This window comes from Collinsella sp. AM23-17 (assembly GCF_003470945.1).
Classification (GTDB): Bacteria; Actinomycetota; Coriobacteriia; order Coriobacteriales; family Coriobacteriaceae; genus Collinsella; species Collinsella aerofaciens_O.
Map to the genome: position 1 here is coordinate 125,669 of NZ_QRHU01000002.1, position 25,882 is coordinate 151,550.

General features: G+C 58.8%; 21 protein-coding genes. 6 read left to right on the plus strand and 15 right to left on the minus strand.

Annotated features, from left to right (window positions below; all coding sequences use genetic code 11):
• Positions 1–129: 129 nt before the first annotated feature.
• The 4 genes from DW645_RS01395 to DW645_RS01410 all read right to left on the minus strand — a co-directional run bounded on the left by DW645_RS01395 (position 130) and on the right by DW645_RS01410 (position 3,995).
• Positions 130–1,038 carry a UTP--glucose-1-phosphate uridylyltransferase gene (locus tag DW645_RS01395; protein WP_117786148.1) on the minus strand — a complete coding sequence of 303 codons (909 nt, stop codon included), beginning with the start codon at positions 1,036–1,038 and terminating at the stop codon, positions 130–132.
• Positions 1,039–1,352: 314 nt separating this feature from the next.
• Positions 1,353–1,730, minus strand: a complete 378-nt coding sequence (rplL, locus tag DW645_RS01400; protein WP_006235005.1) for a 50S ribosomal protein L7/L12 — start codon at positions 1,728–1,730, stop codon at positions 1,353–1,355.
• A 102-nt stretch (positions 1,731–1,832) separates the two neighbouring features.
• On the minus strand, positions 1,833–2,354 hold the full coding sequence (rplJ, locus tag DW645_RS01405; RefSeq protein WP_055250258.1) for a 50S ribosomal protein L10: 522 nt from the start codon (positions 2,352–2,354) through the stop codon (positions 1,833–1,835).
• Between the two features lie 504 nt (positions 2,355–2,858).
• A complete protein-coding gene (locus DW645_RS01410) occupies positions 2,859–3,995 on the minus strand; it encodes a pyridoxal phosphate-dependent aminotransferase (RefSeq protein ID WP_118225895.1) in 1,137 nt (378 codons plus the stop codon).
• 92 nt (positions 3,996–4,087) lie between these two features.
• Between DW645_RS01410 and DW645_RS01415 the strand changes: the two genes are divergently transcribed.
• Entirely contained in the window at positions 4,088–4,750 is a 663-nt protein-coding gene (locus tag DW645_RS01415) for a hypothetical protein (RefSeq protein ID WP_118225897.1), read from the plus strand.
• A 1-nt stretch (position 4,751) separates the two neighbouring features.
• Here the strand turns inward: DW645_RS01415 and DW645_RS01420 are convergent, their stop codons facing one another.
• The 5 genes from DW645_RS01420 to DW645_RS01440 form a co-directional block, all read right to left on the minus strand.
• On the minus strand, positions 4,752–5,315 hold the full coding sequence (locus tag DW645_RS01420) for a uracil-DNA glycosylase family protein (protein WP_118225898.1): 564 nt from the start codon (positions 5,313–5,315) through the stop codon (positions 4,752–4,754).
• 3 nt (positions 5,316–5,318) lie between these two features.
• Positions 5,319–6,695: an alpha-amylase family glycosyl hydrolase gene (locus DW645_RS01425; protein ID WP_118225900.1), complete on the minus strand. Its 1,377-nt coding sequence runs from the start codon at positions 6,693–6,695 to the stop codon at positions 5,319–5,321.
• Between the two features lie 153 nt (positions 6,696–6,848).
• A complete protein-coding gene (locus DW645_RS01430; RefSeq protein WP_117637617.1) occupies positions 6,849–8,045 on the minus strand; it encodes an MFS transporter in 1,197 nt (398 codons plus the stop codon).
• Positions 8,046–8,220: 175 nt separating this feature from the next.
• Positions 8,221–9,042, minus strand: coding sequence for a hypothetical protein (locus tag DW645_RS01435; protein WP_147356618.1), 822 nt, complete (start codon positions 9,040–9,042; stop codon positions 8,221–8,223).
• A gap of 96 nt (positions 9,043–9,138) precedes the next feature.
• Positions 9,139–10,512 carry a 6-phospho-beta-glucosidase gene (locus DW645_RS01440; RefSeq protein WP_117583084.1) on the minus strand — a complete coding sequence of 458 codons (1,374 nt, stop codon included), beginning with the start codon at positions 10,510–10,512 and terminating at the stop codon, positions 9,139–9,141.
• 175 nt (positions 10,513–10,687) lie between these two features.
• Here DW645_RS01440 and DW645_RS01445 point away from each other — a divergent pair, with 175 nt between their 5' ends.
• The gene (locus DW645_RS01445; protein WP_158550125.1) at positions 10,688–11,440 is read left to right on the plus strand and encodes a MurR/RpiR family transcriptional regulator; all 753 of its coding nucleotides are present in this window, start codon (positions 10,688–10,690) and stop codon (positions 11,438–11,440) included.
• Between the two features lie 62 nt (positions 11,441–11,502).
• On the opposite strand, the gene DW645_RS01450 is transcribed toward DW645_RS01445, so the two are convergent.
• The 5 genes from DW645_RS01450 to DW645_RS01470 form a co-directional block, all read right to left on the minus strand.
• Positions 11,503–13,167: a PTS transporter subunit EIIC gene (locus DW645_RS01450; protein WP_158551292.1), complete on the minus strand. Its 1,665-nt coding sequence runs from the start codon at positions 13,165–13,167 to the stop codon at positions 11,503–11,505.
• Positions 13,168–13,481: 314 nt separating this feature from the next.
• Positions 13,482–15,842, minus strand: coding sequence for a ferrous iron transport protein B (gene feoB / locus DW645_RS01455; RefSeq protein ID WP_118225904.1), 2,361 nt, complete (start codon positions 15,840–15,842; stop codon positions 13,482–13,484).
• Positions 15,843–15,963: 121 nt separating this feature from the next.
• A complete protein-coding gene (locus tag DW645_RS01460) occupies positions 15,964–16,284 on the minus strand; it encodes a hypothetical protein (protein WP_118225906.1) in 321 nt (106 codons plus the stop codon).
• A gap of 462 nt (positions 16,285–16,746) precedes the next feature.
• Positions 16,747–18,210 carry a basic amino acid/polyamine antiporter gene (locus DW645_RS01465; RefSeq protein WP_118225908.1) on the minus strand — a complete coding sequence of 488 codons (1,464 nt, stop codon included), beginning with the start codon at positions 18,208–18,210 and terminating at the stop codon, positions 16,747–16,749.
• Between the two features lie 107 nt (positions 18,211–18,317).
• A complete protein-coding gene (locus DW645_RS01470) occupies positions 18,318–19,094 on the minus strand; it encodes a dimethylarginine dimethylaminohydrolase family protein (protein ID WP_117635364.1) in 777 nt (258 codons plus the stop codon).
• 275 nt (positions 19,095–19,369) lie between these two features.
• On the opposite strand from DW645_RS01470, the gene DW645_RS01475 reads away from it, so the two are divergent.
• Positions 19,370–19,999, plus strand: coding sequence for a GntR family transcriptional regulator (locus DW645_RS01475; RefSeq protein WP_233540683.1), 630 nt, complete (start codon positions 19,370–19,372; stop codon positions 19,997–19,999).
• Between the two features lie 272 nt (positions 20,000–20,271).
• Here DW645_RS01475 and DW645_RS01480 read toward each other — a convergent pair whose 3' ends face one another.
• Positions 20,272–21,174 (minus strand): alpha/beta hydrolase, encoded by a 903-nt coding sequence (locus DW645_RS01480; protein WP_118225912.1) that lies wholly within the window; start codon positions 21,172–21,174, stop codon positions 20,272–20,274.
• Positions 21,175–21,417: 243 nt separating this feature from the next.
• On the opposite strand from DW645_RS01480, the gene DW645_RS01485 reads away from it, so the two are divergent.
• The 3 genes from DW645_RS01485 to asnS all read left to right on the plus strand — a co-directional run bounded on the left by DW645_RS01485 (position 21,418) and on the right by asnS (position 25,679).
• The gene (locus DW645_RS01485) at positions 21,418–21,981 is read left to right on the plus strand and encodes a PTS glucose transporter subunit IIA (RefSeq protein ID WP_233540684.1); all 564 of its coding nucleotides are present in this window, start codon (positions 21,418–21,420) and stop codon (positions 21,979–21,981) included.
• A 238-nt stretch (positions 21,982–22,219) separates the two neighbouring features.
• Entirely contained in the window at positions 22,220–24,139 is a 1,920-nt protein-coding gene (locus DW645_RS01490; protein ID WP_118225916.1) for an acyltransferase family protein, read from the plus strand.
• Between the two features lie 136 nt (positions 24,140–24,275).
• Entirely contained in the window at positions 24,276–25,679 is a 1,404-nt protein-coding gene (asnS, locus tag DW645_RS01495; protein WP_118225918.1) for an asparagine--tRNA ligase, read from the plus strand.
• Positions 25,680–25,882 lie beyond the last annotated feature (203 nt).

Here is a 25,882-nt window from a genome sequence, read left to right on the forward strand (position 1 = left end):
GCAGGTAGATGTATGTGTATCGAACATCTGTTCATATATTTTATGTGAACAGAGAGCTAGCAATCGCAGCTCTTATAAAAAACGGGCGCGAACCGAGGTCCACGCCCGTAAATGTCGGTGCCCGAAGGCTTACTTGCGCATCAATCCGCCGCGCTCGTCGATGGCGTCCCAGAAGGCATCGGCAAAGCGGGGGTCGTTTGCAGCCATGAGGGCGTTAGTGGCCATCCAACCAGAGGGAGTGCCGGTGTCGTAGCCCGACAGCGGGTCGATGACGACGGCGTACATGGCCTCGCGGTCGAGCGAACGGGCCATGGCGTCGGTGAGCTGGATCTCGCCGCCCTTGCCGGCCTGCTGATCTGCCAGCAAGTCCATGACCAGCGGGCTCAGCAGGTAGCGACCGACGATGTACAGGTTGGACGGAGCCGCCTCGGGAGCGGGCTTCTCGACCAGACCGCCGATGCGCCAGACAGCGCCCGGCTCGGCATCGGCAACGCCCTCGGCGCCCTCGAGCGAACCGACGCGCTCGCCGGCGATAACGCCGTAGCGGCTGACTTCCTCGGGCGAGCAAGCAGCGACGGCGATAACCGAAGCGCCACCGTGCTCCTTGGAAACGGCGAGCATCTTGTCGCAGATATCGCGGTTAGGCACAACGTAGTCGCCCAGAAGAACCAGGAAGTTCTCCCCTGCCACGGCGTCGGCAGCAGAGCGAATAGCATGGCCGAGGCCCTTGGGCTCGTACTGATAACGGAAGTCGACCGGCATACCGCCAGCGTGGGCGACAGCATCGGCATAGGCGTTCTTGCCGCGCTCGCGCAGCAGGTTCTCGAGCGAGCGATCAGGCTGGAAGTAGTTCAGTAGCTCGGGCTTACCGGGAGAAGTAACGATGATGGCATCGTCGACCTCCTCGGGCTCGAGCGCCTCCTCGACGACGTACTGAATGACGGGCTTGTCGAGCACCGGCAGCATCTCTTTGGGCGTGCACTTGGTGCCAGGCAGAAAACGCGTGCCAAGACCGGCGGCGGGGATGATTGCCTTCATGTTATTCAAAGATCCTTTCGCAGGCGCAAAAGCGCCCCATGCGTGCGGCACACAGCCGCAGACCAAATTGCGATACCCAAGCATCTTACCGCTGGAACTATATGTCGCTACAAGGCAGAGACAATTCTTCAGCAGGTCAACGCAAATTATTGCTCGAATGGTGCAATTTTATTGCCCAACGGCAGGGCACCCGATACGACGCAAATCACAGAACATAGCAGTTTGAGCAACCGATGCCGAGGGACCGAAAAATAAAAAAGACGGGGCTCGCAATGCGAACCCCGTCTGCAAAGGAATCTGGCGAGAAAGCCTGATTACTTGAGGGTGACAGCAGCGCCAGCAGCCTCGAGCTTCTCCTTGGCAGCCTCGGCGTCCTCCTTCTTGGCACCCTCGAGAACAGCCTTGGGAGCGCCCTCGACGACCTCCTTGGCCTCCTTCAGGCCAAGGTTGGTGAGCTCACGGACGGCCTTGATGACCTGGATCTTGTTGTCGCCGAAGCCCTCGAGCACGACGTCAAACTCGGTCTTCTCCTCGGCCTCAGCAGCGCCAGCAGCGGGAGCGGCGACAACAGCAGCAGGAGCAGCGGCGGAAACGCCGAAGGTGTCCTCGATAGCCTTGACGAGCTCGGAAGCCTCGAGAAGGGTCATTTCCTTAAGAGCATCGATGATCTCATCGGTGGTAAGCTTAGCCATTTCTAAGTCCTTTCGGTTTCCGTGCGGATGCACGGAGATCAGTTAAAACACGGCGCGAATGCGCCAGGGGTGCGGCGTTGCCGCCGCGGGTGAAAACAGCGACTAGGCTGCCTTCTGCTCGGAGACCTGCTGGATCGAACGAGCGAGACCAGAGGAAACGCCGTTGACGCAGACAGCAATGTCGCGAGCGAAACCGGAGATGAGACCGGCGATCTGGCCGAGAAGCTGATCCTTGGTGGGCAGCTCGGCGATAGCCTTAACATCATCAGCGGAAACGGCCTTGCCGTCGGAGATACCGCCCTTGATCTCAAGGACGCCCTTGGACTTAGCGGAGAAGTCCTTAAGGGCCTTAGCGGCCTCGACCGGCTCGGTCTCGTAGAACACATAAGCGACGGGGCCGGCGAGGATCTCGTCGATCTCGGGCTGCTCCTGGTTCTTGAGAGCGATCTTGACCAGGTTGTTCTTGTAGACCTTCATCTCGGCGCCGCACTCGCGAAGCTGATGACGCAGCTCCTGAGCCTGCTTAACCGTCAGACCGTTGTAGTTGACGACGAACAGACCGGCGTTCTCGGCGATACGGGACTCGATCTCTGCAACCTTGTCGATTTTGTACTGCTGGGGCATGAATTACACCTCCTCGAATTCTTTCCGGGCACGGTCCGCCACAAGGACGTGACGGGGGCATGTCCAAAAAGAAAGCCCCCGCGCTGCATGAGCGACGGGGGCGAGAAGACATATCTACTCGACCGCCTCGGCTGGCGGGATGTCCCATTAAGCTCGCGGGCGATGCCCGTTTGCACCGGCTGTCTCTGGCAGCGGATTCGTGCGTGAACCGAAAGTATTATGGCGGGGACCCCGGTGTCGGTCAACGGGCGCGAGGATTCGCACACAAACCCTGCATACGCTCCGGTCGGGAGGGGCAGGGCGAGTTTTCCGCTCGGTCAAGTCCTGAGCTCGCACGAAGGCCACATTAAGTGGCCTTCGGCTCGTGCGGAATCTACGGAAAACTCGCCCTGCCCCTCCCGACCGGAGCTACGTTACCTTTGCTGCGAATCCTCGTGTCCGTTGGCCGGCGCGCCCCACGCATAACCCTTATGTCGGTGGGCTGATGGGTTGGGTCCCGTTGGGCTACAAAGTTGAAAGGAAGGTGGACAGGCGTTTTAGGCCTTTGTCTAGGTTTTCGTCGCTTACGCAGTAGCTGAGGCGGACGTGGCCTTCGGTTCCGAAGCAGTTTCCGGGAACTAGGGCAACGTTGGCCTCTTTGATGGCTTTAATGCAGAAGTCTTCGCTGGTTAGGCCGTACTGTTTAATGCTGGGGAAGGCGTAGAAGGCGCCGGCTGGTTCCACTACGTCGAGATCCATGGCGTCTAAGGCTGCGAGTACGCGTTCGCGGCGGGCTCGGTAGACTTTGAGCATGGGGGTTGGGTCGACGGTCAGGGCTCGAGCTGCGGCGTCCATCTCGAAGGAGACGGCGCTCGATACTAGGTATTGGTGAGCTTTTGCGATCTCGGCGATGACGGGTGCCGCTGCTGCGAGCCAGCCCAGGCGCCAGCCGGTCATGGCCCAGGGCTTGGAGAAGCTCTCGATGATCACCGTCTGCTCGCGCAGCTCCGGGTGTCGCTGGGCAAAACGCTCGTAACCATCCACATAGACCAAACGGTTGTACACGTCGTCGCAGACCACGTAGATGCCCGACTGCTCCGCTACGCGCGCCACGGCGTCGAGCGATGCCGCGTTGAGAATGCAGCCCGTGGGATTGTTGGGCGAGCAGATAACGATGGCCTTGGTCGCCGGGGTCACACAGGCGCGAAGCGCATCCTCGTCAATCTGAAATTGCGCAGGCTCCGTATCCAAAAAGACCGCTTTGGCGTGATTGGCCACAACGATGCTCTCGTACAGGCCAAAGGCCGGCGTGGGAATAATGACCTCGTCGCCGGGGTTGAGCATAGCCATGAATGTTGCCGACAGGGCCTCGGTCGCGCCGTCGGTCAGGATGACCTCGTCGGCGGAAAACGCCAGACCCGCGTCACCCATATATTCGGACAGTGCCTCGCGCAGGGCGGGGCGACCGTTGTTGGGCGGATAGTGCGTGTCACCGCGGTCCAGTGCGGCGGTCACCTCGGCACTAATCACATCGGGCGTGGGAAAATCGGGCTCGCCAAGCGCAAGCGCGATGCATCCCGGGTGCTGAGCGGCGAGTGCGTTAATCCGACGGATGCCGGAGGGCTTGAGCGTGGCAAGCGAGGTATTCATGGGCAGACGCATGGCGTTCCTTTCGTAAGGGTTGCACTAGGATAGCGCGCCCAGCGCCTCCAGACGGTGTAACCTAAACGGAAACGAGCCGGAAAGGAGATGGCATGGAGACGACCGCGCGCGGCGATGTACCAAAAACGCTGCAAACCATTGCGTATATCAGCATTCCCAATAGCGCCGATCTTGAGTTTTTGCTTTGGGACCTGCAGGATGCCATCGCCGCCTATGCACAGCTTTCCGGCACTACACTCCCCCTCCCAGTCGACTTGAAGGCAAATGACGCCGGCAGCGTTGCCGATGGCATCGTGCTGGCCATTGAAGATATGGCTGACGATGAGACGTTGACAGCCATCGAGCAGGCGCTTGAGCGCTTTGGCAGTACGGGAACGCGTGTCTACGCCGTGATTAGAGCCGCACAACAGGGCGCTGAGCAGGCGCGTGGGACCGCCGTTCGCTTGCACAAGGCATGCGAGCGCCATGACCAATTGTGGTGTGGCGGCGTTGCCATCTGCGCCGGCAGCGGCATCGCAGCGCTTCGCCATTCCCCACGCATGGGCCTCTTACGCCGATCATTTTCGGAAGCGATGGATAAGCTTGTGGGCGCTGTGCGCATGGGCTGCTCCGTCGAGCATGCACAGCGACTTGGCGGCGGCAATGCCGCCAACGTCGACGCCGACGGCATGGTTTGCGCCGAGCCAGCCGTGCCCGCGCCGGTCTGGCGAGGCGTTCTGAAACACCTCGGCGCCCACACTCAATCAATAATCTAAATTAATGAGCTGCCCAGTCAACGGCTTCACTCCAACGCTCGACAAGCCGCTCCAAACGCCACGCCGCGTTGGCAGGACTTGTCGAGGGCAGGACGATGGCGGGCAGCCCCGTCCGATCTTGCAAGTAGCGTTTGTAGAGTCGCCCTGCCGTGCCGCCGTTACAGACAACGGCCTCGATCGGCGCGGCATCGGTAATGCACTCGATATGTGCCGGCACAACGTTGCGAATGCTCGCGTCGCTCGAGCCCTTAATGTCGCAGCTCTCAATCACATCCCACAGGGCCACGCCACCGTTCAACAGCATGGATCGCTTGGCGGCAATGGAGGCATCGAGCGTCGCGGGCTCACCGCTTGCCAAAGGATCGCCCTCGTTGGGCGGCACAGGCATACCGAGGCACGTGGCCATCACACGCCAAAAGCGATTCTGAGGGTTGCCGTAATAAAAGGCATTGGTACGCGAGAGCACCGAGGGAAACGACCCCAGCACCAAAACGCGCGAGCGCTCGTCAAACACGGGTTCAAACCCATGCTCAATATGTTGATAGCCCTCGTCGGCAGCAGCCATGGCCTAGGCCCTCAACAGATAACGCACCTCGTAGGGTGCAAGCTCAAGGGTACCCGTCAGCTCGACCGTGGGTGCATCGTCGGCAAGCAAATCGACAAAGGAGCCGTTGAGCTCGCCGGCGCCAAAGGTGTAAGGCTCGTCCACGGCGTTCACCGCCACGAGCACCGTCGCGCCGTCACAGGCGCGCTCGAACAGCAGCTGCTTGTTCTGGATCACCACGTTGCGATAGGCACCGTAGTTGAGAGCACGGGCAGCCGCGTCGTCGGCCGAGCGAAGGTGCGCAAGCCGCGTGATGAACGCCGTCAGCTCGTTGGGCGCAGGCTCATCGAGCGCAGGGCGCAGCGCCCAGTCGCCATCGGGGCCGCCCTTTTCGCCAGCAATTCCCCACTCGCTGCCATAGTAGACGCACGGGATGCCTGGCATGCCAAAGAGCATGCCGTAGGCAGGACGTAGACAGGACTTGTCGGTGAGGATGCTCGCCAGGCGCGGTACATCGTGGTTGTCGACAAACGACAGCAGATGTTTGCCGCGGTAGATGCACCACGGATCGCCGCCAAACTGGCGGTGCAGCGAATGGGCGATCTCGAACATATTGACCGAGTTAAAGCTGGAGTACAGGCCCTTGTAGCACTCGTAGTTGGTGCAGGAGTCGAGCATCTCGTCGTTGACGATCTGGTTGTAGTCGCCGTGGAGCGTCTCGCCGATCAGCACAAAGTCGGGCTTGAGCTCACGGGCAAAGGCGTGCAGGCGGCGCATAAAGTCGCGGTCGAGCATATAGGCAACGTCCAGGCGCAGGCCGTCGACGCCAAAGACGTCGGCCCAACGGCGCACAGACTCGAGCAGGTAATCGACCATAGCGGGATTTTGCAGGTTGAGCTTCACAAGCTCAAAATGGCCTTCCCAGCCCTCGTACCAAAAGCCGTCGCCATAGCAGGAATCGCCGTCAAAGCTAATATGGAACCAGTCCTTGTAGGGCGAGTCCCACTTGCGCTCCTGCACATCGCGGAAGGCCCAAAAGCCGCGACCGACGTGGTTGAAGACGGCATCAAGCACCACGCGGATGCCATGGGCGTGCAGCGTGTCGCATACGGCGGCAAAGTCGGCGTCCCCACCCAGGCGACGGTCGATATGGCGCAGGCTGCGCGTGTCGTAGCCATGGCTATCGGACTCAAGCGGAGGGTTGATCAGCACGGCACCGATACCGAGCTCCTGCAGGTAATCGGCCCATTGGGCGATTTTCATGATGGGGGCATCGGGATTGGACGCGGTACCGGCAGCTTGGGAGAGCTCGTCCTCGGCAACGGGCGCGACGTTCTCGCGCGGAGCTCCACAAAAACCCAGCGGATAGATCTGGTAGAACGTCGTCTCGTATGCCCACATAGCAACCTCCCGGTAAGCCCAACACAACGACATCCATTGTATGCCCAGCTTGTATCCTCTCCCCCAAAATAAGTTGCGGTGGAATAGTTCCTGCTTGGGCCTTCAGAGGCCTTAAACAGGAACTATTCCACCGCAACTGATGAGAGGACGTGATTAGGCAACGGGTTTGGCACGGCGTATGGCCGGGAACAGTACGGTGATGGCGAGGATGACGCCCACGACGGTAATCGCCCCGCCCACGAAGCCAATCCAAGCGATACCGGGACCCGAAACCACGGCTCCGCCGATCGCGGTGCCCGTGCCGATACCAAGGTTAAACAGGCCCGAGAAGATCGACATGGCGACGGCCGACGAGTCCGCCGGCGTGTACTTGATGAGCTCGGCCTGAAACGCCACGTTAAAGGCCGTGGCGCAGCAGCCCCATAGTGCGCAGACGGCAAGCACCAACACGAGCGCCGAGGCTGCGGGGGCCATAAGCAGCAGAGCCACCGGCACGCCGGAGAGCGTGATAGCCAAGAACGGGAAGCGATGCCCATCGAACAGGCGGCCAAACAGCCAGCTTCCGAGCAGACCAGAACAGCCAAACGCCGTCAGCGTCATGGTGATGGCACCCGCATCGACGTGCGCGACCTGCGCCAGGAAGGGCTCGATATAGCTGTAGCTTGCGTAATAGCCGGTCGCCATAAAGACCGTGACCGCGTAGAGCGCGATCAGGAACGGGTTCTTGAGCAGCTCGGGCAGCTGCTTAACGGTAAAGCGCTCACCCGCCGGCATGGCCGGGAACACCGCTGCCTGGTACACCACCGCGGCGGCAGAGAAGACCCCGACCACGGCAAACGTCATGCGCCAGCCCACGGCCAGGCCGATGGCACGACCGAGGGGCAGGCCGAAAATCTGCGCGATAGACGAGCCCGTGGCGATCATGCTGATGGCGAGCGCCCCGTGGCGGGCGTCAACCAGGCGCGAGGCCATAATCGAGGCGACCGACCAGAACACGGCATGTGCGCAAGCGACCACCAGGCGCGCACAGACCAGGATGGGATATGTCGGTGCCACAGCGGACAGGAACTGACCCAGAGAAAACACGGCGAGCACGCCGAGCAGCATCCACTTGAACTCAAAGCGCGAGGCAAACACCATGAGTGGCAGCGACAGCAGCATGACGCCCCAAGCATAGACCGAGATCATGATGCCTGCCTGGGCCTCGGTGAGCGAGAACGATGCGGCGATATCAGTCAGAAGGCCGATGGGCATAAACTCCGACGTGTTGAACACGAACGCGCAGCAGGCGAGCCCGATAAGCGGGAGCCACTGACTGAGTGCGATACCACCTTGCTTTGTTTGAGCCATATAGGAAAACCTCTCCGATCATCTAGAGCGGTGGGCGATTATAGCAATGAGAAGTCTATAAAATGAGCAACAAAAGAATTCTTGGAAAACGATCGTTAACAGATGGCGCGCCAATTCTGCTTAGAAAGCAAGGTACGCAGAAACTCAATGTCGAAAACGCGGCTTCATCTTCGGGCTATCGCGCCTGCTCGGATACGCACAAGGACACCCCCATGAGCACGTCAATTTCGAGCCAACTCGCAACCGCACAATGAACTAGCAAAAGCAGCATATAAGCAAACGCCCCATAATAAAGTCCCTCATGTACAAGCGCCGTCACTGAAAGTGCCGACGGCAGCGCCGCACTCGAAACTACCCATCCAACAAGAACCTGGATAGCGTAACTTGCAACCAGGTTCCATGCCACCAGCAGCGTTGCGGGACGCGCGATTTCCCTGCAGGAGGAACGAAGCACCGTGACCGAACGCATGATGTAGCGTGGTGCAAACCGAATGCCTCGTAGTCCCCTCTGCTCCACGTCCGCATCTTCAATTAACACGAATACGAACGACGCGGAAAGAAGCGTCACGATTACTGCCACCACAAGCGAGCACAACACCCCGAGCTGGCTGCTCGCAAGCGAGGCAAAGACTACAATTGCCGATAAAATCAAGTGAACCAAATAAATTAGCAGCGCCCCAGAAATCTGGAGGGGAACCGTCGAGGCCAAGAGATAAACCGGAGGGGTTCGAGCAGGTTGCACCGTCTCTTTGGACCGGTCGACGGCAAATAATGAAAAAGCCACATTCGATAGAAGCAGGTTTAAAAAGGCCGCGACCACAGTGCAAATAAGCGTAATGGACGGATTGATAAAGGCGAGCTCAGTTGCAACGTTTGATACACCAATTTGAAGCGCGCTCATAACAAACAAGGGGATATATAACGCCATCGTGCAGTCACTCCGGCATCCCTTCGCCCGATCGCCCGATTCCAGAAAGACATTGAAGTTCTCTCGCAAGTTCACTCTATACCCGTTTTCTTACTAGGCAGGGCGAACGAGCGCCAATATAAACGCCGGTCCGCCCATCCATGATTTCTAGTTTTAACGTCCAGACTAGTCTGTCCAGCCGTCGATGTAGTCGCGGTTAAGCTCAAAGTACTGCGCGGCGATGTCTTTCGCCAAGGAGTACGAATTAACGAGCGGGTGCATCGCGAGGCTCTCGACAATGTCGCGCTTCGATCGGTTAACGATGCCACGCGCCACGGTGCGCTCGTAGTACTTGACGCGACGAATCAATTCGAGGTTTCCCGCGGGCACAGAATCGGCTTCGACGCGATGCGGTACACAGCCATCGGTGGAGATATCGCACGTTGACTCGATGACATCTGTATCGAGAAGGCCGGGGATGGCGCCATTGTTGGGGGTGCACAGGATCATCTGCTGCGTCTTGCCAGAGCGAGCAATATCCATGAAACGGAGCGCAACACCTGCGTATCCGCCAGCATCTTTGCCGTACACGTCAAACGTCCACGGCTTGTCGCGGTGAATACCTGTCTCGGCCGCCATGTAGTTGTTTTCGCGCATTCCGTACCACTTCTCAAAGCACGCGAGGCCCTTTTCGAAGTCGTTCTCAATATCGATAGATGCAAGCTCGCTCGTCATTTCTCGATTAATTTCTTCGATTAGTTCGCCGCGCGTCTGGGGCGAAGAGAGAACGTTGGCAACGGCGCGCTCGCGATAGTAGAAATAGTATAGGTACTCATTTGGCACGCATCCGCGATTTAGAACGAGATCCTTCTCGAAGAACCTAAGATCCGTATGAGCATATGCCCCGTCGTCGTGGATCAAGTCGGGCATGATGTCCTCGCCGTCAACCGTCACATTGCGGAAGAACGAGAGGTGGTTGAGTCCATAGCACTCGCCCTGAACCGATGCGGGATCAACGCCTTTATACTCGGCAAACTGATGCAACATGCCCGAGGGGGCATCGCAAATGCCATAAGTAAAATCGTAGCCCATATCGCGTAAGGCCTGAGATACGACGCCAGCGGGATTAGTAAAGTTAAACACCTTGACGCCCGGCTTTGCGTACTTCTTGATTAACTCGCAATACGAAGCAAGCGCAGGGACGGAGCGCATGGCAAAAGACACGCCGGCTGCGCCAGTCGTCTCTTGGCCAAGAACCCCATGTGAGAGAGCAATGCGCTCATCGCGAACGCGCATATGGTCCCCACCGACGCGAATCGTCGTGATCACGTAATCGGCGTCCTTAACGGCCTCGACTGCATCGCCCGTCAATGAAAAATTAAGCGTGGGGCAAAGCATGCCCGAGACATGGGCGGCAAGGCCACCGTAGATGCGCAGCTTCTCGGGATCATTGTCCATAAACACAAGTTCATCGATTCCAAGCGATGACGCCTGCTGGGCTATGCTCTTTGCCAAAAACATGGAGCGGACGCCACCGCCGCCTATGACCGTAAGTTTCATATCGAAACCCCCAATTAGCACATTCAATATTGCATGGTTCGCCTGTGTATGGATATTGTATCCAGCATGGAGGGCCGCTTCCCGCCCCGGCTGCAAGGCGGGAAAGGAATTCCCCAAGGAGTTATTATTTACGCAACGGAAGCGGCCACACACGTCCGGCGGGAAGGGAGCACCGATGGTTGATAAAAAGCAGATTTCCAAGCTCTACTCAGCCGCAAAGCTATCCGAAACCGAGCAAAGCGTACTCGAATACCTGCTCAACAATATCGACACCCTCGATGATATTGGCATAAAACCCGTCGCCATGGCATGCTTTACCAGCATGACGACAGTCATCAGGCTTTCGAAAAAGCTCGGCTACCGTGGCTACCGCGAAATGATGTACGATCTCAAGCACCTTCAGCATGTCTCCCGCGAAATGAATCAATCACTCAAAGACAGTAGCGTCCACTTCGTATGCCACACCGGAGATGTAGACGTATTCATCGCCGCACTGCATCGCAACAGAATGATCGGAGTAAACGGAGAGGGCTTCTCACGCATCGTTGCGCAGTACATGGCGACCAAGCTCGTTGGACTTGGCTTTTTGGCCGTCATACAGGACTTCCTAGAAACCGATCAGTTTGTCGAATCCAACCGAAATACGCTCAGCTGCATGATGCTCATATCCAAATCGGGCCAGACAGAAGCCATCCTGGAAACCGCAAGGGCATGCCACGACGCGGGCATTACGACCCTCGCGTTTACCGGCAACGAAGACAGCGAGCTCGCCAAGACGGCAGACGCGATCTTTACGATACATGACGATCACCCAATGGATCTTAAGAACGTTAAGCCTAACTGCTTTACCGGAAGTTGTATTCTCGCATTCGAAGAACTATTGAGTATCTGCCTTGACAATCTAAAACAAGAAGGCTTGGCTCCCTAAATCATGCGATAGGAAGCCAAGCCCTGGAATTGCGCTATGCAATTGAAAGCCACTTGCGCGTTTTACTCGTCACCGAGAACTTCGTGCACCTCAGAAGCGACTTCGCCGACACGAGGACCGTAAATGACCTGGATTGCCTTGTCGCTCAGGCGGATAACGCCCATAGCTTCAAGATTCTTGGTGAACACCTCGTCGTCTGCAACCTTAGAACCATCCTTGACAATCACGCGAAGACGTGAGATGCAGTTGTCAAGATCATCAATGTTGTCGGCTCCACCAAGCGCTTCGACAATGCCAACAGCAAGCGCGCTGTCCTTGGTCGCACGGCCCTGGACTGCCTTCTCGGGAGTGCTATCAGACTCGCCCTTTGCCTCAGCGGCCTTTGCCTCGAACTCGGCTCTGCTGTTGATCAACTCAATATCGTCACCATCGTCTCGACCGGGCGTCTTGATATCGAACTTAGTAATAAAGAACCGGAAGAGGAAGAAAGCTGCCAGGAAAAAGGCGGGGAGCAGAATAAGGTACGGAAGCAGATTAAGCTTCTCGGGGCGGAATAAGAATGGGATCAGGTCCTTGATATTTCCCTGGTACACCGAAACGCCCATTGCCTCCGAGAGAACTTCACCCAGTCCGGAAAGCGGAGCGTAAACGCCAAAGTAGAGCCAGGGGGCGGCAAACAGGAACGTAAAGAGAATAGGCTCCGTAACGCCAAAGAAAACAGTCGAAATCACTGTGGGGATTAAAAGACCAGCAACCTTCTTGCGGTTCTGGGGCTTGGCACAAGACCACATAGCAAGGGCGATGCCCGGGAACAACGCGTAATCGTTAATGCCATAGCCAGCCATGAAGGCCCTAACCAAGAGCTTGTCGCTACTGGGAGAAGCGAGCTGTGCAAGCTGAATAGCGCTATTGCCCACCACGCGCGTTCCGTCGACGACCATGGAGCCGCCAAGCTCAGTCCAATACATGGGCGTCTCGAGCAGCGGATGCAAGCCAAACGGCACAAGGCTCTCGAGCACCCAGCGATAGACAAACGTACCGACCAGACCGGAGCCTTTCACGAACGTCGCAATACCCGAGAAGCATCCACCGATGACGGGCCAAACGAAGTACATGATGCCGCCCAGGACGCCACCGGCGACCAGCGATACAATGGGAACCGTTCGACTGCCCGCAAAAAACGCCAGCGCCGTTGGAAGCTTGGTCTTGTAAAAACGGCCGGTGATCCAGGCGACCAGGCAGCCCACGATAATGCCGCCAAAGACACCAGAGCTGTAGCCAAAAAAGCCGAGCGAGGTAGTGTAGAGTGCGGACTGCTCACTCGCCTGAATGGACGTAAGGCCGACCTTCTGAAGAGCTTCCACCGTTGTATTGTCGGCAGCCAAGCCAGCTGCTCCAAGCAGAATCTCAACCGTCTTGAGCATGGTGAGATAGCAGACAAGGGCAGAAAAGGCAGCCCAGCCCTTCTCTTTGCGAGACAAGGAGAAGGCGCAGCCGACGGCAAACAAAACACCGAGGTTTCCAATGATTACCTCGCCGAGACCCTTAAATACCGAGAAGAACGTAAAGAGCGGCGAAGCGGCATACCAGTCCCAATTAACGCCAAGGGACACAAGGGTCAGTTCGGTCGTAAAAACGCTACCGATACCCAAAAAGAGACCGGAAATGGCAATGAGCGTAATCGGAACGAGCATTGCCTTTCCGAACGATTGGAATTTTTCTTTCATCAATTCCCTCCTCAATGAGCCTCTACAAACGACTATTGCACCCCACGTCCCCACACAGGCGAAACGGAAGACATGTTCGGCAATAGACACAAAGTGATTGTAGAAAGGGGCACACAAAATGCGCATCGGCATCGCGTAATGCGGTTAAATCGACCGACGATTGCAAGTATTTACGAATCCGTAAACGGCAGCAAATAGGCAGCGAACGGCAACCTGCAGCGTAGGACAGTCCCCGCAGGCCGACAATTACCGGTATTTTGGCTCATATTTATTGAATTGTTGCTCGCCCAAAAGCGCGGAGCATCAACGCGCCCCTAAGCCAACCCCAGCAATATGCCCGCCGAATGCACGACAAACGCCACGATCCAGGCGACCGTCACCTGAAACGCGAATACGGCCACGGCATAGCGCGCGCCCAACTCGCTCTTGACGGCGCCGATGGACGCCACGCAAGGCGGGTACAGCAGCGTAAAGACCAAGAACACGTAGGCGGTAAACGGCGAAAACATGGCTGACAGTGCCGCGGGAGAGGTTGCGCCCAAAAGCACCGTGAGCGTCGAGATGACGCTCTCCTTGGCAATAAGTCCCGTGACGAGTGCCGTCGAGGCGCGCCAGTCGCCAAAACCGAGCGGGGCCAACACCGGCGCGATGATGCTACCCAGACCGGCAAGCAGGCTTTGCGACTGGTCGGCGACCACGTTAAAGCGGATATCGAACGTCTGCAGGAACCAGATGACCACCGTAGCGGCAAAGATAATGGTAAAGGCCTTGGTAATAAAGTCCTTGGCCTTATCCCATGCCAGCATCACCGTCGTCTTGACGCTCGGCAGGCGGTAATTGGGGAGCTCCATGATAAACGGCACCGGGTCGCCCTTAAATGCCGTGCGGTTGAGCACCAAAGCCGCGATGCAGCCGACCACGATACCGATCAGATAGAGCGAGACCATGGCGGGGACCGTCGCCTGCGGGAAAAATGCTCCGCACAGCAAGCCGTAAACCGGCAGCTTGGCCGAGCAACTCATAAACGGCGTGAGCATGACCGTCATCTTGCGGTCGTGCTCGGACGGCAGCGTGCGCGTCGACATGATAGCCGGCACGGTGCAGCCAAAACCGACGAGCATGGGCACGAAGCTGCGGCCCGACAGGCCAAAGCGACGCAGCACCTTATCCATGACAAAGGCCACGCGCGCCATGTAGCCCGAGTCTTCCAGAATGGAGAGGAACAAGAAGAGCACGACGATAATCGGCAGGAAGGTCAGTACGCTGCCCACGCCCGCAAGCACGCCGTCGACAGCCAGCGAGCGCACCACGTCGTTGGTTCCGAACGCCTTGAGGCCCGCATCGGCCGAGGCGATGATGGCAGCGATGCCGTCCTCCATGAGTCCCTGCAACGCCGCGCCGATCACGCCAAACGTCAGCCAAAAGACGAGGCCCATGATCACCAGAAACGCCGGAATGGCCGTGTAGCGACCCGTCAGGATGCGGTCGATCTTAACGGAGCGCACGTGCTCGCGGCTCTCGTGCGGCTTGACGACGCAACGCCCACACACGTCGCCGATAAAGCTAAAGCGCATATCGGCCAGCGCGGACAGGCGGTCGGTGCCGGCCTCGCCCTCCATCTGGGTAATGATGTGCTCGATGGCGTCGAGCTCGTTGCGATCCAGGTGAAGCGCCTCGGTTACCAGCTCGTCGCCCTCAACCAGCTTGGTCGCCGCAAAACGCACCGGGATATGCGCCGTCGCGGCATGGTCCTCGATAAGGTTGGCGATGCCGTGAATGCAGCGATGCAGCGCGCCGCCGTCTGGACCATCGGGCGCGCAGAAGTCCAGGCGACCGGGGCGCTCGCGGAACCGCGCCACGTGCAAGGCATGATCCACCAACTCGCCAATGCCCTCGTTGCGGGCAGCGCTAATGGGGACAACAGGCACGCCCAACAGGCTCTCGAGCAGGTTGACGTCCACGGCGCCGCCGTTGGCCGTCACCTCGTCCATCATGTTGAGCGCGATGACCATGGGGCGGTCGAGCTCCATAAGCTGCAGCGTCAGGTACAGGTTACGCTCGATATTGGTGGCGTCGATGATATCGATGATGGCATCGGGATGCTCGTCAAGGATAAACTGGCGGCTCACAATCTCCTCGCCCGTGTACGGCGACAGGGAGTAAATGCCGGGCAGGTCGGTAACGCTCGCCTCGGGGTGGTTACGGATAGTGCCGTCCTTGCGGTCGACCGTCACGCCGGGAAAGTTACCGACGTGCTGGTTGGAGCCCGTAAGCTGGTTGAACAGCGTGGTCTTGCCGCAGTTTTGGTTGCCGGCGAGGGCAAAGTGCAGCGGCGCGCCCTCGGGCACGGCCGTCTTGGCAGCACGAGGCGAATACGTCCCCTCGCCCAGGGCCGGGTGATCTGTCGTGCCGATTGCGGCGTTAACGCGCGGGCCGGTATCGGTGTCGTGCACATCCACGAGCTCAATGCGTGCGGCATCGTCCTTGCGCAGCGTCAACTCGTAGCCACGCAGGCGAATCTCGAGCGGGTCGCCCATGGGAGCGTACTTCATCATGGTGACTTCGGTGCCCGGCGTGAGTCCCATGTCCAAAATATGTTGTCGGAGCGCCTGATCATCGGATGTCACCGATGCGACAACGGCGTCCTTTCCAATCTCGAGTGTATCGAGCTTCACGCGCTCATCCTTTCGTTAGACGCGGTTAACCGTTTACCGGGGCTAACCAACTCGTAACGACAAATGATAGCGCTCTGAACTATTTTATAAAGTCAAATACCGATGTTTACCTGCGCAAACTTTATGCGATGCGCCCCGAAAGCTCTTTGCGCATACCGCTCAGCGAGATCGAAACGGAACCCGACCGCGCGGTAGCAGTGAGTCGATCACCCTCGACTGACCCCGTGCATGTAAAGGGCGCCTTGCCCATCAAGACGTGGGAGATAGTACCCGAGAGTTCAAAGAAATCGCCCTCAGCGCGGGCACTCGAGAGAGCGATATTGAGACCTCTGACGTTTAGTACTGCCCTGAGCGCGCCGTTCACCCCATGTGAAAACGTCACCTCGCCGCGTTTACTCCCCACCGGCGTCTGGGCCGAAACCACATACGTACCCTCGAGCATGGCTCCTCCTCTGAGTAGGCTTTTTGAAATGGCCATCTAGTCTACTTTGCTGCGAGACGGCTTGCCCAGAAACCGCGAGCACACAATGACGTTCAATCAACAGATTGCTGCAAGGGAAGCAAGCGTGCAAGGGGGACAGATTACTTTTGACACCATTTGCGCCAACGGACGGGATGCGGAGCGACGACCGTGCAGGTGGATTCCGGATCGTCGCTTCCTCCGTCCCCCAGCGAATCAAAACGAAGTTGCGGTGGAATAGTTCCTGTTTGAAGCTTTAACCAGTAAAACAGGAACTATTCCACCGCAACTGCAAAAGCCCGCGCTGGCAACAAACGTCACCTGCGCAGGCTTGGTGGGCGCTCACAAAGGCACGTAATAGAGACCCACATCAGTTATGGAATGCCAAGCAGCATCGATACGCGATGCCCGCCGGCCTACCAAGCAACGAAGCTCGCCGTAGCCTTAGACGATCGGCGCGATGCCGGCAAAGTGCAGATACAGCGAGATAACTGCCACGACAATGACCACTGCTGCGATCAGCTTGTCGTGCAGATGCGGAAGCACCTGCTTGCCGCGGCCGCGCTCGCCCAGAATATAGACGGGAATGGCTGGGGCAAAAAGGATCGTCGTGATCATGACGCCCTGGAGCCCCGTCGACCACACAAGGAACAGCGTGTAGATAAAGCCGAGCGTACCAAAGAAGCGTGCTTTGCCGACACTCGGCGCGTGCGGCCCGTCCAAATGCTCGTTCTTCCAGCCGATCACCATGTAATAGGCAGCCGAGCAGACATACGGAACCAGAATCGTGTTGACCGCGCAGCTATAGAAGAACTGGTAGGTGCTCGCCGCCACATACGACACAATTAAGAAGAGTTGCGTGATGCCGGAGCTCACGAGAACCGTTACCACCGGGGCATCGTGCTTGTTCGTCTTAGCAAACGCCAGCGGGAAGGAGCCCTGACGCGCCGCCTCAAACGGCGTCTCGGATGCAATGATGACGTAGCCCAGCATCGCGCCGACCAGCGAGAGAATAACGCCAAGGTTTACGATGGCAGCTCCTACCGGACCGATTGCGCACTCGAGAATTCCCGCCATGGAGGGCGTTGCGAGCTGTGCCATTTCCTCACGCGGCATAATGCCGAGCGACAGCATCGAGATGATCAGATACAGCGTGAACACGGCTGCAAATCCAAGCGCCGTCGAGCGACCGACATCGCGCACATACTTTGCACGGCCCGAGATGACGACAGCGCCCTCGATGCCCGTGAAGACCCAGACAAGGGCAATCATGGTCGAGACAACCTGCTCGCCAAAGCCGGGGCCAGCCGGTTCTCCCCAGAAGTTGTCCATAAAGATATCGACGTCGAACTTACCCAGGAGCACAATGCTCAGCACAAAGAGTCCCAGCGGCACCAACTTCGCCAAGGTGACGATCGTGTTAATTCCCGCAGCTTCCTTAACGCCACGAAGCACGAGAGCGGTAAGGAACCACAGAAACACGCTGGCACAGATGATGGAAAGCAGATTGTTGCCCGTGCCGAATGCAGGGAAGAAATAGCCAAGCGCGCTAAACAGCAAGAGTGCAAAGCTCACGTTGGAAAGGCATGCGCTGATCCAGTAGCCCCAAGCGGAGTTGAATCCAACATAATCGCCAAAACCGGCGGCGGCGTATGCATAGATACCGCCGGTCAGGTCGGGACGAGCCTGAGACAAACCGTTGAACACCATCATCAGCGCAAAGACGCCAATAAAGCAAATTCCCCACGAGACGATAACCGCGCCGGTATTGGCTCCGCCCGCCGCCATATCGCCGGCAAGAGAGAAGATACCGCCGCAAATGCTCGCAGTGATGACCATCATGGTCAGACGAAAGAGATCCAGACCATTGGGGTCGATTATCTCGTCGTTGCAAGTTTTAGAGGCCATATATGTGCACCCCCTCAGTCAAGCGACCGTATGAAGATGGCCCGGACGTCCCGAATCGGGTGCCGGGCCATCGGTCAAGCGATCATTAAGCTAGTAAAGCGGCCGCATTAGAAGCGCAGTGACAGGCAGGAGAGGCCTCCGTCGACCTTGCGATACTCGGAGGTGTCGACAACGAGCGTCTTGTAGCCCAGATCCTGCACGGCCTTGAGCACGGTCGGATAGCCCTCGGCAACGATGACCGTACCGTTGACCCAGATGCAGTTGGCGCCGTAAGCCTCGTCCTCGGGCACGACGATCTTGTTGTACTGGGCAAAGTCGGGCTTATCGATGAACTCACCGGAGACGAGCATGTTGTTGTCCTCGATGTAGTTGACACCCGTCTTGAGGTGCAGGACCTCCTCCAGAGGCACCTCGGAGCCCTCGAGGCCCCAGCCCTCGAGAATCTCGCAGAACTGGCGGATACCCTCTTCGTTGGTGCGAGCAGAGCGACCGACGTAGAAGTGGTCGCCGACCATCATGACGTCGCCGCCGTCGAGCGTGCCGGGGGAAACGATGTGCTTGACATGCTCGTCGTCAAAGAAGCGACGGACGACCGGCTCGATTTCGTCCTTCTCGCCATTACGACTGTCGGCGCCGGGGTTGGTAATGATGGCGCCGCAGCGAGTGATAACGGCCGGATCCTCGACAAAGCAGCTGTCGGGATACTGCTCAAGCGCCGGCAGCACCGACACGTCAACGCCACACTGCTCGAGTGCATGCTCGTAATCGTAGTGCTCCTCGATAGCGCGCTCGTAGATGGGCTGGCCAAGCTCGGGAGCGCTCGTGATGCCATTGCTCAGGGACTTGCCGGGACGACGGATGATGACGTGGCTGAACTTAGTCATGATGATCCTCCTTGGATCTCATAGTACTGAGCGGACTTCCTTGCGTCCGCCTTCCTTCCGATGGCTTTATCTTAGGGTGTCTTTACTGTTTTGTATATTGTATACAATCCTGAACGGTAGATATTTGTCGGTAAGCGTATTATTGCTTCTTCTGGTTTGGTAGCGCGATTTAACTGGTCGTTCTATAATTCAATTAGCCTATTGAGGCGAAACGTATTTATTTTTGAAAATATACAGTTGAGGAATATAAGCTCATGGAAACGCTCCGAAGACCCTTGAAGGATCATGTATACGACTATATTTCGAGTCGCATAGACGCCGGCGAGCTTTCGGCCGGCGACCGCGTGAGCGAGCAGGCGATCTGCGATGCCATGGGCGTGTCGCGCACGCCGGTTCGCGAGGCGCTCATCCAGCTGGCAAGCGACGGCTATCTGGACAATCTCCCCCGCCGCGGATTCCGCGTCCGAGGGTTCGATCAGCAAAACGCCGTTGAAGTCTTTGAGATTATGGGGCCTCTCGACGGGCAGGCGGCATACCTCGCCTGCCCTCTCCTAACCGACGAGGACATCATGCAGCTGAAGTTTTTGGTTGGGTCCATGGACCTTGCGATCCAAGGCGGTCTTATCCGAAAGTACGACGACATTCAGCGGGACTTTCACCTCACGTACTTCAACCGCTGCGGCAACGACCGTCTGCGCGACATGATTTCGCAACTCGAGCGCTGCTTTATCAAGCGCGATTACGAGACTGTCGACCGGGAGACGGCGTGCGAACTGCTCAATAAAGCCAACAACGAACATGCTCATATTCTTGAGTTGTTCGAAGCACGAGATGCGACGGGCGTGCGCGACTACGTTCGCGATGTCCATTGGAACACAGAAAACGCCCAGTTCACCGTCTGGTAGGAAAGCAACAAGGGACGACGTCGGTCTTAAACCTTGGCGACAGCACCGCCCAAACTAATCCGCTTTCCTCCGTCCCCGAGGGATCATTCTTCTGGCAGCCAAGACAACGCCGATGCTTTGGCGCGGACAGCGAAAGCCCGCCAGAGCGAGCAAGGTGCCTTGAAACGAGGCGGCATTGACCTTCTGGTCATGCCGCCGAAGTTGAAAGGCAGATTGCCGCTCTGGCGGGCTTGCAGCGTCGAGCTGTTACGCGGTTTGGTAAAACCGCGTAACTAGAAACCGTGACGCTCCAGGAAGCGGAAGGCTAGGCGGATCCAAGGACGGACTGCCACCTGCTTGTCCTCGTTGTCGACCGCAGTGTTGGCGTTGCCGAGCGAAAGGCCGTGACCGCCCTGGTCAAAGACGTGCATCTCGCATGCAACACCCTCCTCGGCCATTCGCTGCGCAAACGGGTAGACCTGCGCGACCGGCGCCGTCTTGTCGTCCGAAACGCCCCACACAAAGGTCGGGGGCATCTGGCGCGAAACGTGCGTGGTAGGGCAAATGTCGGCCAGGTGCCCATCGGTCGCCTCGCCGCCCGTCACCATCGACAGATAGTCGTTGAGCAAATCGCGCCCCGTCTTGCCACCCGTCTTGGGCACGCGCAGGTCGATGCGCGGGTCGCGCGTCTGCATATCGCGCACATAGGCAAGGTCGAGCAACGGATAGCCCAGCACCACGGCGTCGGGACGAATATCCTCCGGACGAGCCCCGGCAAGGCCCGCGAAGGGTCCGGTCTTCCACTGCGTTGCCAACGAGGCGCAGATCATGCCGCCCGCCGAGAAACCCACGATGCACACGCGCTTGGGATCGACATGCCACTCGTCGGCGTTGGCGCGCACGGTAGCGACCATCTTGGCGAGGTCCGCCTGCGGGTGCGGAAAGCTCACGTCGCCCGTGGCGCTCGTCACATAGTTGAGCACAAAGGCCTGGTAGCCGCGGTCCAAAAACGCAAACGCCACCGGGTCCTGCTCGTGCGGAGCGATATGCGTAAACCCGCCTCCGCCGCAGATGATCACCGCGGGGCGGCGGCCATTGGGCTTGTCGGGCAGCGGCTCGGCACCCAAATACGTAAACGTCGCCGGATAATCCTCGGTCGGCTCCTCGCCCCACAGCGCATGGTTCTCAATAATCATAGGTGCTCCCTCCGCGCAGATTATGCACACTCATTTTTCGCATCTAAGCGTACCCCAGTTGTGCGCAGGACGCAGAAACACTCCAGCAATAAGTTTCCCTTCAACTGATATATCACATAATCCCAGTTCAGAGGTATCGTTGAGCAGCGTAAAATAGGGGCGTTGACCAAGCCGTGAAACACATATGAAACGTTTCCGGCAAACCAAGCGCGCGCTATGCGCCTATTTAAGTTGGAGGCAACTATGGGTCTGCTCGATTCGCTTAAGTCCACCTTCACCTCGACGGGCGAGGCATCCGTTCCGCCCGCGGCAAGCTTCGCCACCCGCGAAGGCGTCATCTACGCCCCTGTCAACGGCGTGCTCGTCAACCTGGATGAGGTTCCCGACGAGACCATCGCCTCGGGTATGCTCGGTCAGGGCTACGGCATCGAGCCCATTACCGGCACCATCTATGCGCCCGCCAACGGCCGCATCGGCGCCACCACCGTCACCAACCACTCCATCGGCATGATCACCGAGGACGGCCTTCGCGTGTTCATCCATGTTGGCTTGGGCACCGTGGAAATGAACGGCAAGGGTTTTGCCCGCTTTGTCGAGATGGGCGATGAGGTCAAGGCGGGCCAGCCGCTCATCAGCTTCGACCGCGAGGCCATCAAGGCCGCCGGTCACGAGGACATCGTGACCGTCATCGTCTCCGAGCTCGATCGTCTTAAGAGCATCGACCATGTCGGCGAGTCCGGTACGCTTATCGGCGGCAACCCGCTCGTCAAGCTGGGCGACCCGCTGCTGGTAGCCAAGACCAAGTAGCAAACCGCCGTCATCACATAACGGGCCAACCGCCTGTGCATCTTTGCCGCATCTGTGTTGTTGTTTTTGCCTATGTAGAGGTTCTGAAACGTTTCTGCCTAGACAGCTAAGCATCAACGCAGGTGCGGCTTTTGCGTAGCGAAGCATCGCCCTGTGACATGTTGTTCAACCGCACGAACCCCCTTCCCTTGTCCGCGCAGAGCGCTAGACTGCTAGGTCGACATTGGAGGAAAGAACGATGCAAAACACACCCACGGGCACCGCACACGCAGTGCCCCAACGCAGCCAACGCATCGCCGCACTCGACGGGCTTCGCGCCCTCGCCATCGCCGGCGTCGTCCTATATCACCTTCGCCCCAGCCGCCTGAACGGCGGTTTTTTGGGCGTTACACTCTTCTTTACACTGAGTGGCTATCTCGCCACCAAAAGCATTATGCGAGCAACGGCACGCGACGGGTTCTCATACCCGCGCTATATCTGCCGCCGCGTCACGCGCCTCATGCCACCGATTCTTGTAACCATCGCGCTTACCGCCGTGGCCACCTATATCGTAGCCCCGAGTCTGCTGCCCAAGGCGCAGCAGGACGCTCTGCCGTCAGCATTGTTCTTGAGCAATTGGTTCTATATCTTTCGCAACGTCTCGTATTTTGCCGCCGCGGGACTCCCCTCGCCGCTCACGCACCTGTGGTTCTGCGGCGTCCAGATGCAGTTCTATCTGGTGTGGCCGGTCATCCTTATGGCGCTCTGCAGCAAGACCCGCTCGCGCAACACCGCCATCGGTGTCACGGTCACGTTCACGCTAGCATCGGCGGCGGCGATGGCCCTCATGTTCGACCCCGCCGCCGACACATCGCGTGTCTACTACGGAACCGACGCCCGCGCCGCCGAACTTTTGTGCGGAGCCCTGGCCGCCATCGCCGCTCCGCGTCTGCGTGAGATACTGAGCGGCAACATCCCTACCCCTAGCGCCGGCAAGGGTATCTCAAAAGTTAACGTGGTCTCCCTCGCGTGGCTCGCTGCCATCATAGTCGGCGCGTTCACGCTGACCGGAGAGAACCCCCTGCTCTACCGCGGTGGCTTTTTGCTACTCGCCCTGCTCACCGGACTCCTTATTATCTGCGTGCAAAACACGAAATGTATCGTGCGTCGTCTGTTGTCGGTCAAGCCGCTCGTCTGGCTGGGCCAGCGCTCGTTCTCGGTCTATCTGGTGCACTACCCCCTGCTCATCCTTATGAACCCCGCAACCCGCACCACCCGCATCGCCTGGTGGGAGCAGGCGCTACAACTTGTGGTGATCCTTGCGGTTGCCGAGGTCTTCTATCGTCTCGTCGAACGTCCTTGCTCCCGCAAGCCCGCCCAGCAGGACAGTACGGCAAAGACACGCGTCCCTTCGCCCGCCATGGCACTTTCTGCGCTTGGCGCCGCATGCGTCCTCGCACTCGCCTTCGCACCACTCGACTGGACGGGCATCGCCACCGCCCGCGCCGAGCAGCTCCGCCCCGAGCTTGCCCAAAACGCAACCTCGCCCAAGGACAACGGCGCCGGCGGCAAGAGCACCGAGTCCGCATCCAACCAAGACGCTCAGCCCAACGACGCCGCTCAGCAAAAACCCAAAGAAGGGCCTATCGCCGAAAAGATCCCCAAGAACCTCGACTGGAAGAGCTTTACCTACGACGAGGCGACCGGGACCTGCGATGCCCGCGTGCTCATGATCGGCGACTCGGTCACTGCGGGCGCACAGTCCGGTATTCAGGCGGCGCTTCCCAACGCCTACATCGACGGCGTGGTGAGCCGCCAGTTCTACACCTTCCAGGGTGTCTACGCGCAGGACAGCGCCAACTACGACCCGAGTGTGGTCATCTGTGCGCTTGGCACCAACGGCCTCATCCGCGACCCCCAGCAGGTACAGGACGTGATTAATGCCGTGGGCGGCAAGCCCATCTACTTTGTGACCGTGCGCGTACCGCTCGAGCTACAGGACCGCAATAACCAGACGATCCGCGACGTATGCGCCCAAAACGACAACGCCGGCGTCATCGACTGGAACGGTGCCTCGGAGGGCCACAGCGAATACCTCGTCGACGACGGCACGCACCTCACCCAGGCGGGAATCGACACCTACGCCGCCCTCATACGCCAAGCCATCTGCGGGCACTAGGCACCGCAAAATCGGCGCTTGCGCGGTGCCCACGTCGCGCCCATACATCGGCACCGCCGTTTTGCTACGCTCCCGCTCGCGGGTTAGAATGGTTAACTGTTTGGAAATAATCCGTACAACCGCTCTGGGAGGATACGTGAACCGCACCAAAATCGCGCAGCTCTATACGCACGCCGAGACGCTCGGTGGCCAGACCGTCACCGTTGCCGGCTGGGTCAAGTCCATCCGCGACATGAAGAACTTTGGCTTTGTCACGCTCAACGACGGCAGCTGCTTCCGCGACTTGCAGGTCGTCATGAACCGCGAGGCACTCGACAACTACGACGAGATCGCCCATCAAAACGTCTCGGCCGCACTCATTTGCACCGGCACCGTCAAGCTGACCCCCGATGCGCCCCAGCCTTTCGAGCTTTCTGCCACCTCCATCGAGGTCGAGGGCGTCAGTGCCCCGGATTACCCGCTGCAGAAGAAGCGCGCAACCGTCGAGTTCCTGCGCACCCATCAGCACCTGCGCCCGCGCACCAACCTGTTCCGTGCCGTGTTCCGCATCCGCTCTGTCGCGGCTGCCGCCATCCACCGCTTCTTCCAGGAACAGGGCTTTGTCTACGTCAACACCCCCATCATCACCACGAGTGACTGCGAGGGCGCCGGCGAGATGTTCCGCGTGACCACGCTCGACCCCAAAAATCCGCCCCTCACCGAGTCCGGCGAGGTTGACTGGAGCCAGGACTTCTTTGGAAAGCACGCGAGCCTTACCGTATCCGGCCAGCTCAACGCCGAGAACTTTGCCATGGCCTTTGGCGACGTGTACACCTTTGGCCCCACCTTCCGCGCCGAAAACTCCAACACCACGCGCCACGCCGCCGAGTTTTGGATGATCGAGCCCGAGATGGCCTTTGCCGACCTGAACGACTACATGGATAACGCCGAGGCCATGCTCAAGTACGTCCTTAAGGACGTTATGGCCACCTGCCCCGACGAGCTCAATATGCTCAACAAGTTTGTGGACAAGGGCCTGATCGAGCGCCTGGACCATGTGGCAAACTCCGACTTTGCCCGCGTTACCTACACCGAGGCTGTCGAAATCCTGGAGCAGGCAGTCGCTGCTGGCCACCAGTTTGATTACCCCGTCAGCTGGGGCATCGACCTGCAGACCGAGCACGAGCGTTTCCTGACCGAGGAGCACTTTAAGCGACCGACCTTCGTAACCGACTACCCGGCCGAGATCAAGGCGTTCTACATGCGCATGAACGAGGACGGCAAGACCGTCGCCGCCGCCGACTGCCTGGTTCCCGGTATCGGCGAGATTATCGGCGGCTCCCAGCGCGAGGAGCGCCTGGATCTGCTCGAGGCCCGCATCAAGGACCTGGGCATGAATCCCGAGCAGTACAAGTACTACCTTGACCTGCGCCGCTACGGTTCCTGCAAGCACGCCGGCTACGGCTTGGGCTTCGAGCGCTTGGTCATGTATCTGACCGGCGTGGGCAACATCCGCGACGTCCTGCCGCACCCGCGCACCGTGGGCAACGCCGACTTCTAATCGCCACAGCGCCACCAAACGCGTTCCAGCGCATCACGCCAGCGCCTCTCGGCAAGCCGAGGGGCGCTTTTTTCAACAGCATCCGTCAAGCTTTTGGCAAGTTTTTGGTCAGTTGGGCAGGGCTGTTGAAAACTCGACCCGCCGCTTGCCGACGGCTACCGACCGCCCAGGGCGTCCTGCACCCCTGGGAAAGCCCCGCGTCC

Bases quoted from the DNA above. Each gene is read 5' to 3' on its own strand.
- DW645_RS01395 (WP_117786148.1), bottom strand. From the start codon at position 1,038: ATGAAGGCAATCATCCCCGCCGCCGGTCTTGGCACGCGTTTTCTGCCT.
- rplL (WP_006235005.1), bottom strand. From the start codon at position 1,730: ATGGCTAAGCTTACCACCGATGAGATCATCGATGCTCTTAAGGAAATG.
- rplJ (WP_055250258.1), bottom strand. From the start codon at position 2,354: ATGCCCCAGCAGTACAAAATCGACAAGGTTGCAGAGATCGAGTCCCGT.
- DW645_RS01410 (WP_118225895.1), bottom strand. From the start codon at position 3,995: ATGCGTCTGCCCATGAATACCTCGCTTGCCACGCTCAAGCCCTCCGGC.
- DW645_RS01415 (WP_118225897.1), top strand. From the start codon at position 4,088: ATGGAGACGACCGCGCGCGGCGATGTACCAAAAACGCTGCAAACCATT.
- DW645_RS01420 (WP_118225898.1), bottom strand. From the start codon at position 5,315: ATGGCTGCTGCCGACGAGGGCTATCAACATATTGAGCATGGGTTTGAA.
- DW645_RS01425 (WP_118225900.1), bottom strand. From the start codon at position 6,695: ATGTGGGCATACGAGACGACGTTCTACCAGATCTATCCGCTGGGTTTT.
- DW645_RS01430 (WP_117637617.1), bottom strand. From the start codon at position 8,045: ATGGCTCAAACAAAGCAAGGTGGTATCGCACTCAGTCAGTGGCTCCCG.
- DW645_RS01440 (WP_117583084.1), bottom strand. From the start codon at position 10,512: ATGAAACTTACGGTCATAGGCGGCGGTGGCGTCCGCTCCATGTTTTTG.
- DW645_RS01445 (WP_158550125.1), top strand. From the start codon at position 10,688: ATGGTTGATAAAAAGCAGATTTCCAAGCTCTACTCAGCCGCAAAGCTA.
- DW645_RS01450 (WP_158551292.1), bottom strand. From the start codon at position 13,167: ATGAAAGAAAAATTCCAATCGTTCGGAAAGGCAATGCTCGTTCCGATT.
- DW645_RS01460 (WP_118225906.1), bottom strand. From the start codon at position 16,284: ATGCTCGAGGGTACGTATGTGGTTTCGGCCCAGACGCCGGTGGGGAGT.
- DW645_RS01465 (WP_118225908.1), bottom strand. From the start codon at position 18,210: ATGGCCTCTAAAACTTGCAACGACGAGATAATCGACCCCAATGGTCTG.
- DW645_RS01470 (WP_117635364.1), bottom strand. From the start codon at position 19,094: ATGACTAAGTTCAGCCACGTCATCATCCGTCGTCCCGGCAAGTCCCTG.
- DW645_RS01480 (WP_118225912.1), bottom strand. From the start codon at position 21,174: ATGATTATTGAGAACCATGCGCTGTGGGGCGAGGAGCCGACCGAGGAT.
- DW645_RS01485 (WP_233540684.1), top strand. From the start codon at position 21,418: ATGGGTCTGCTCGATTCGCTTAAGTCCACCTTCACCTCGACGGGCGAG.
- DW645_RS01490 (WP_118225916.1), top strand. From the start codon at position 22,220: ATGCAAAACACACCCACGGGCACCGCACACGCAGTGCCCCAACGCAGC.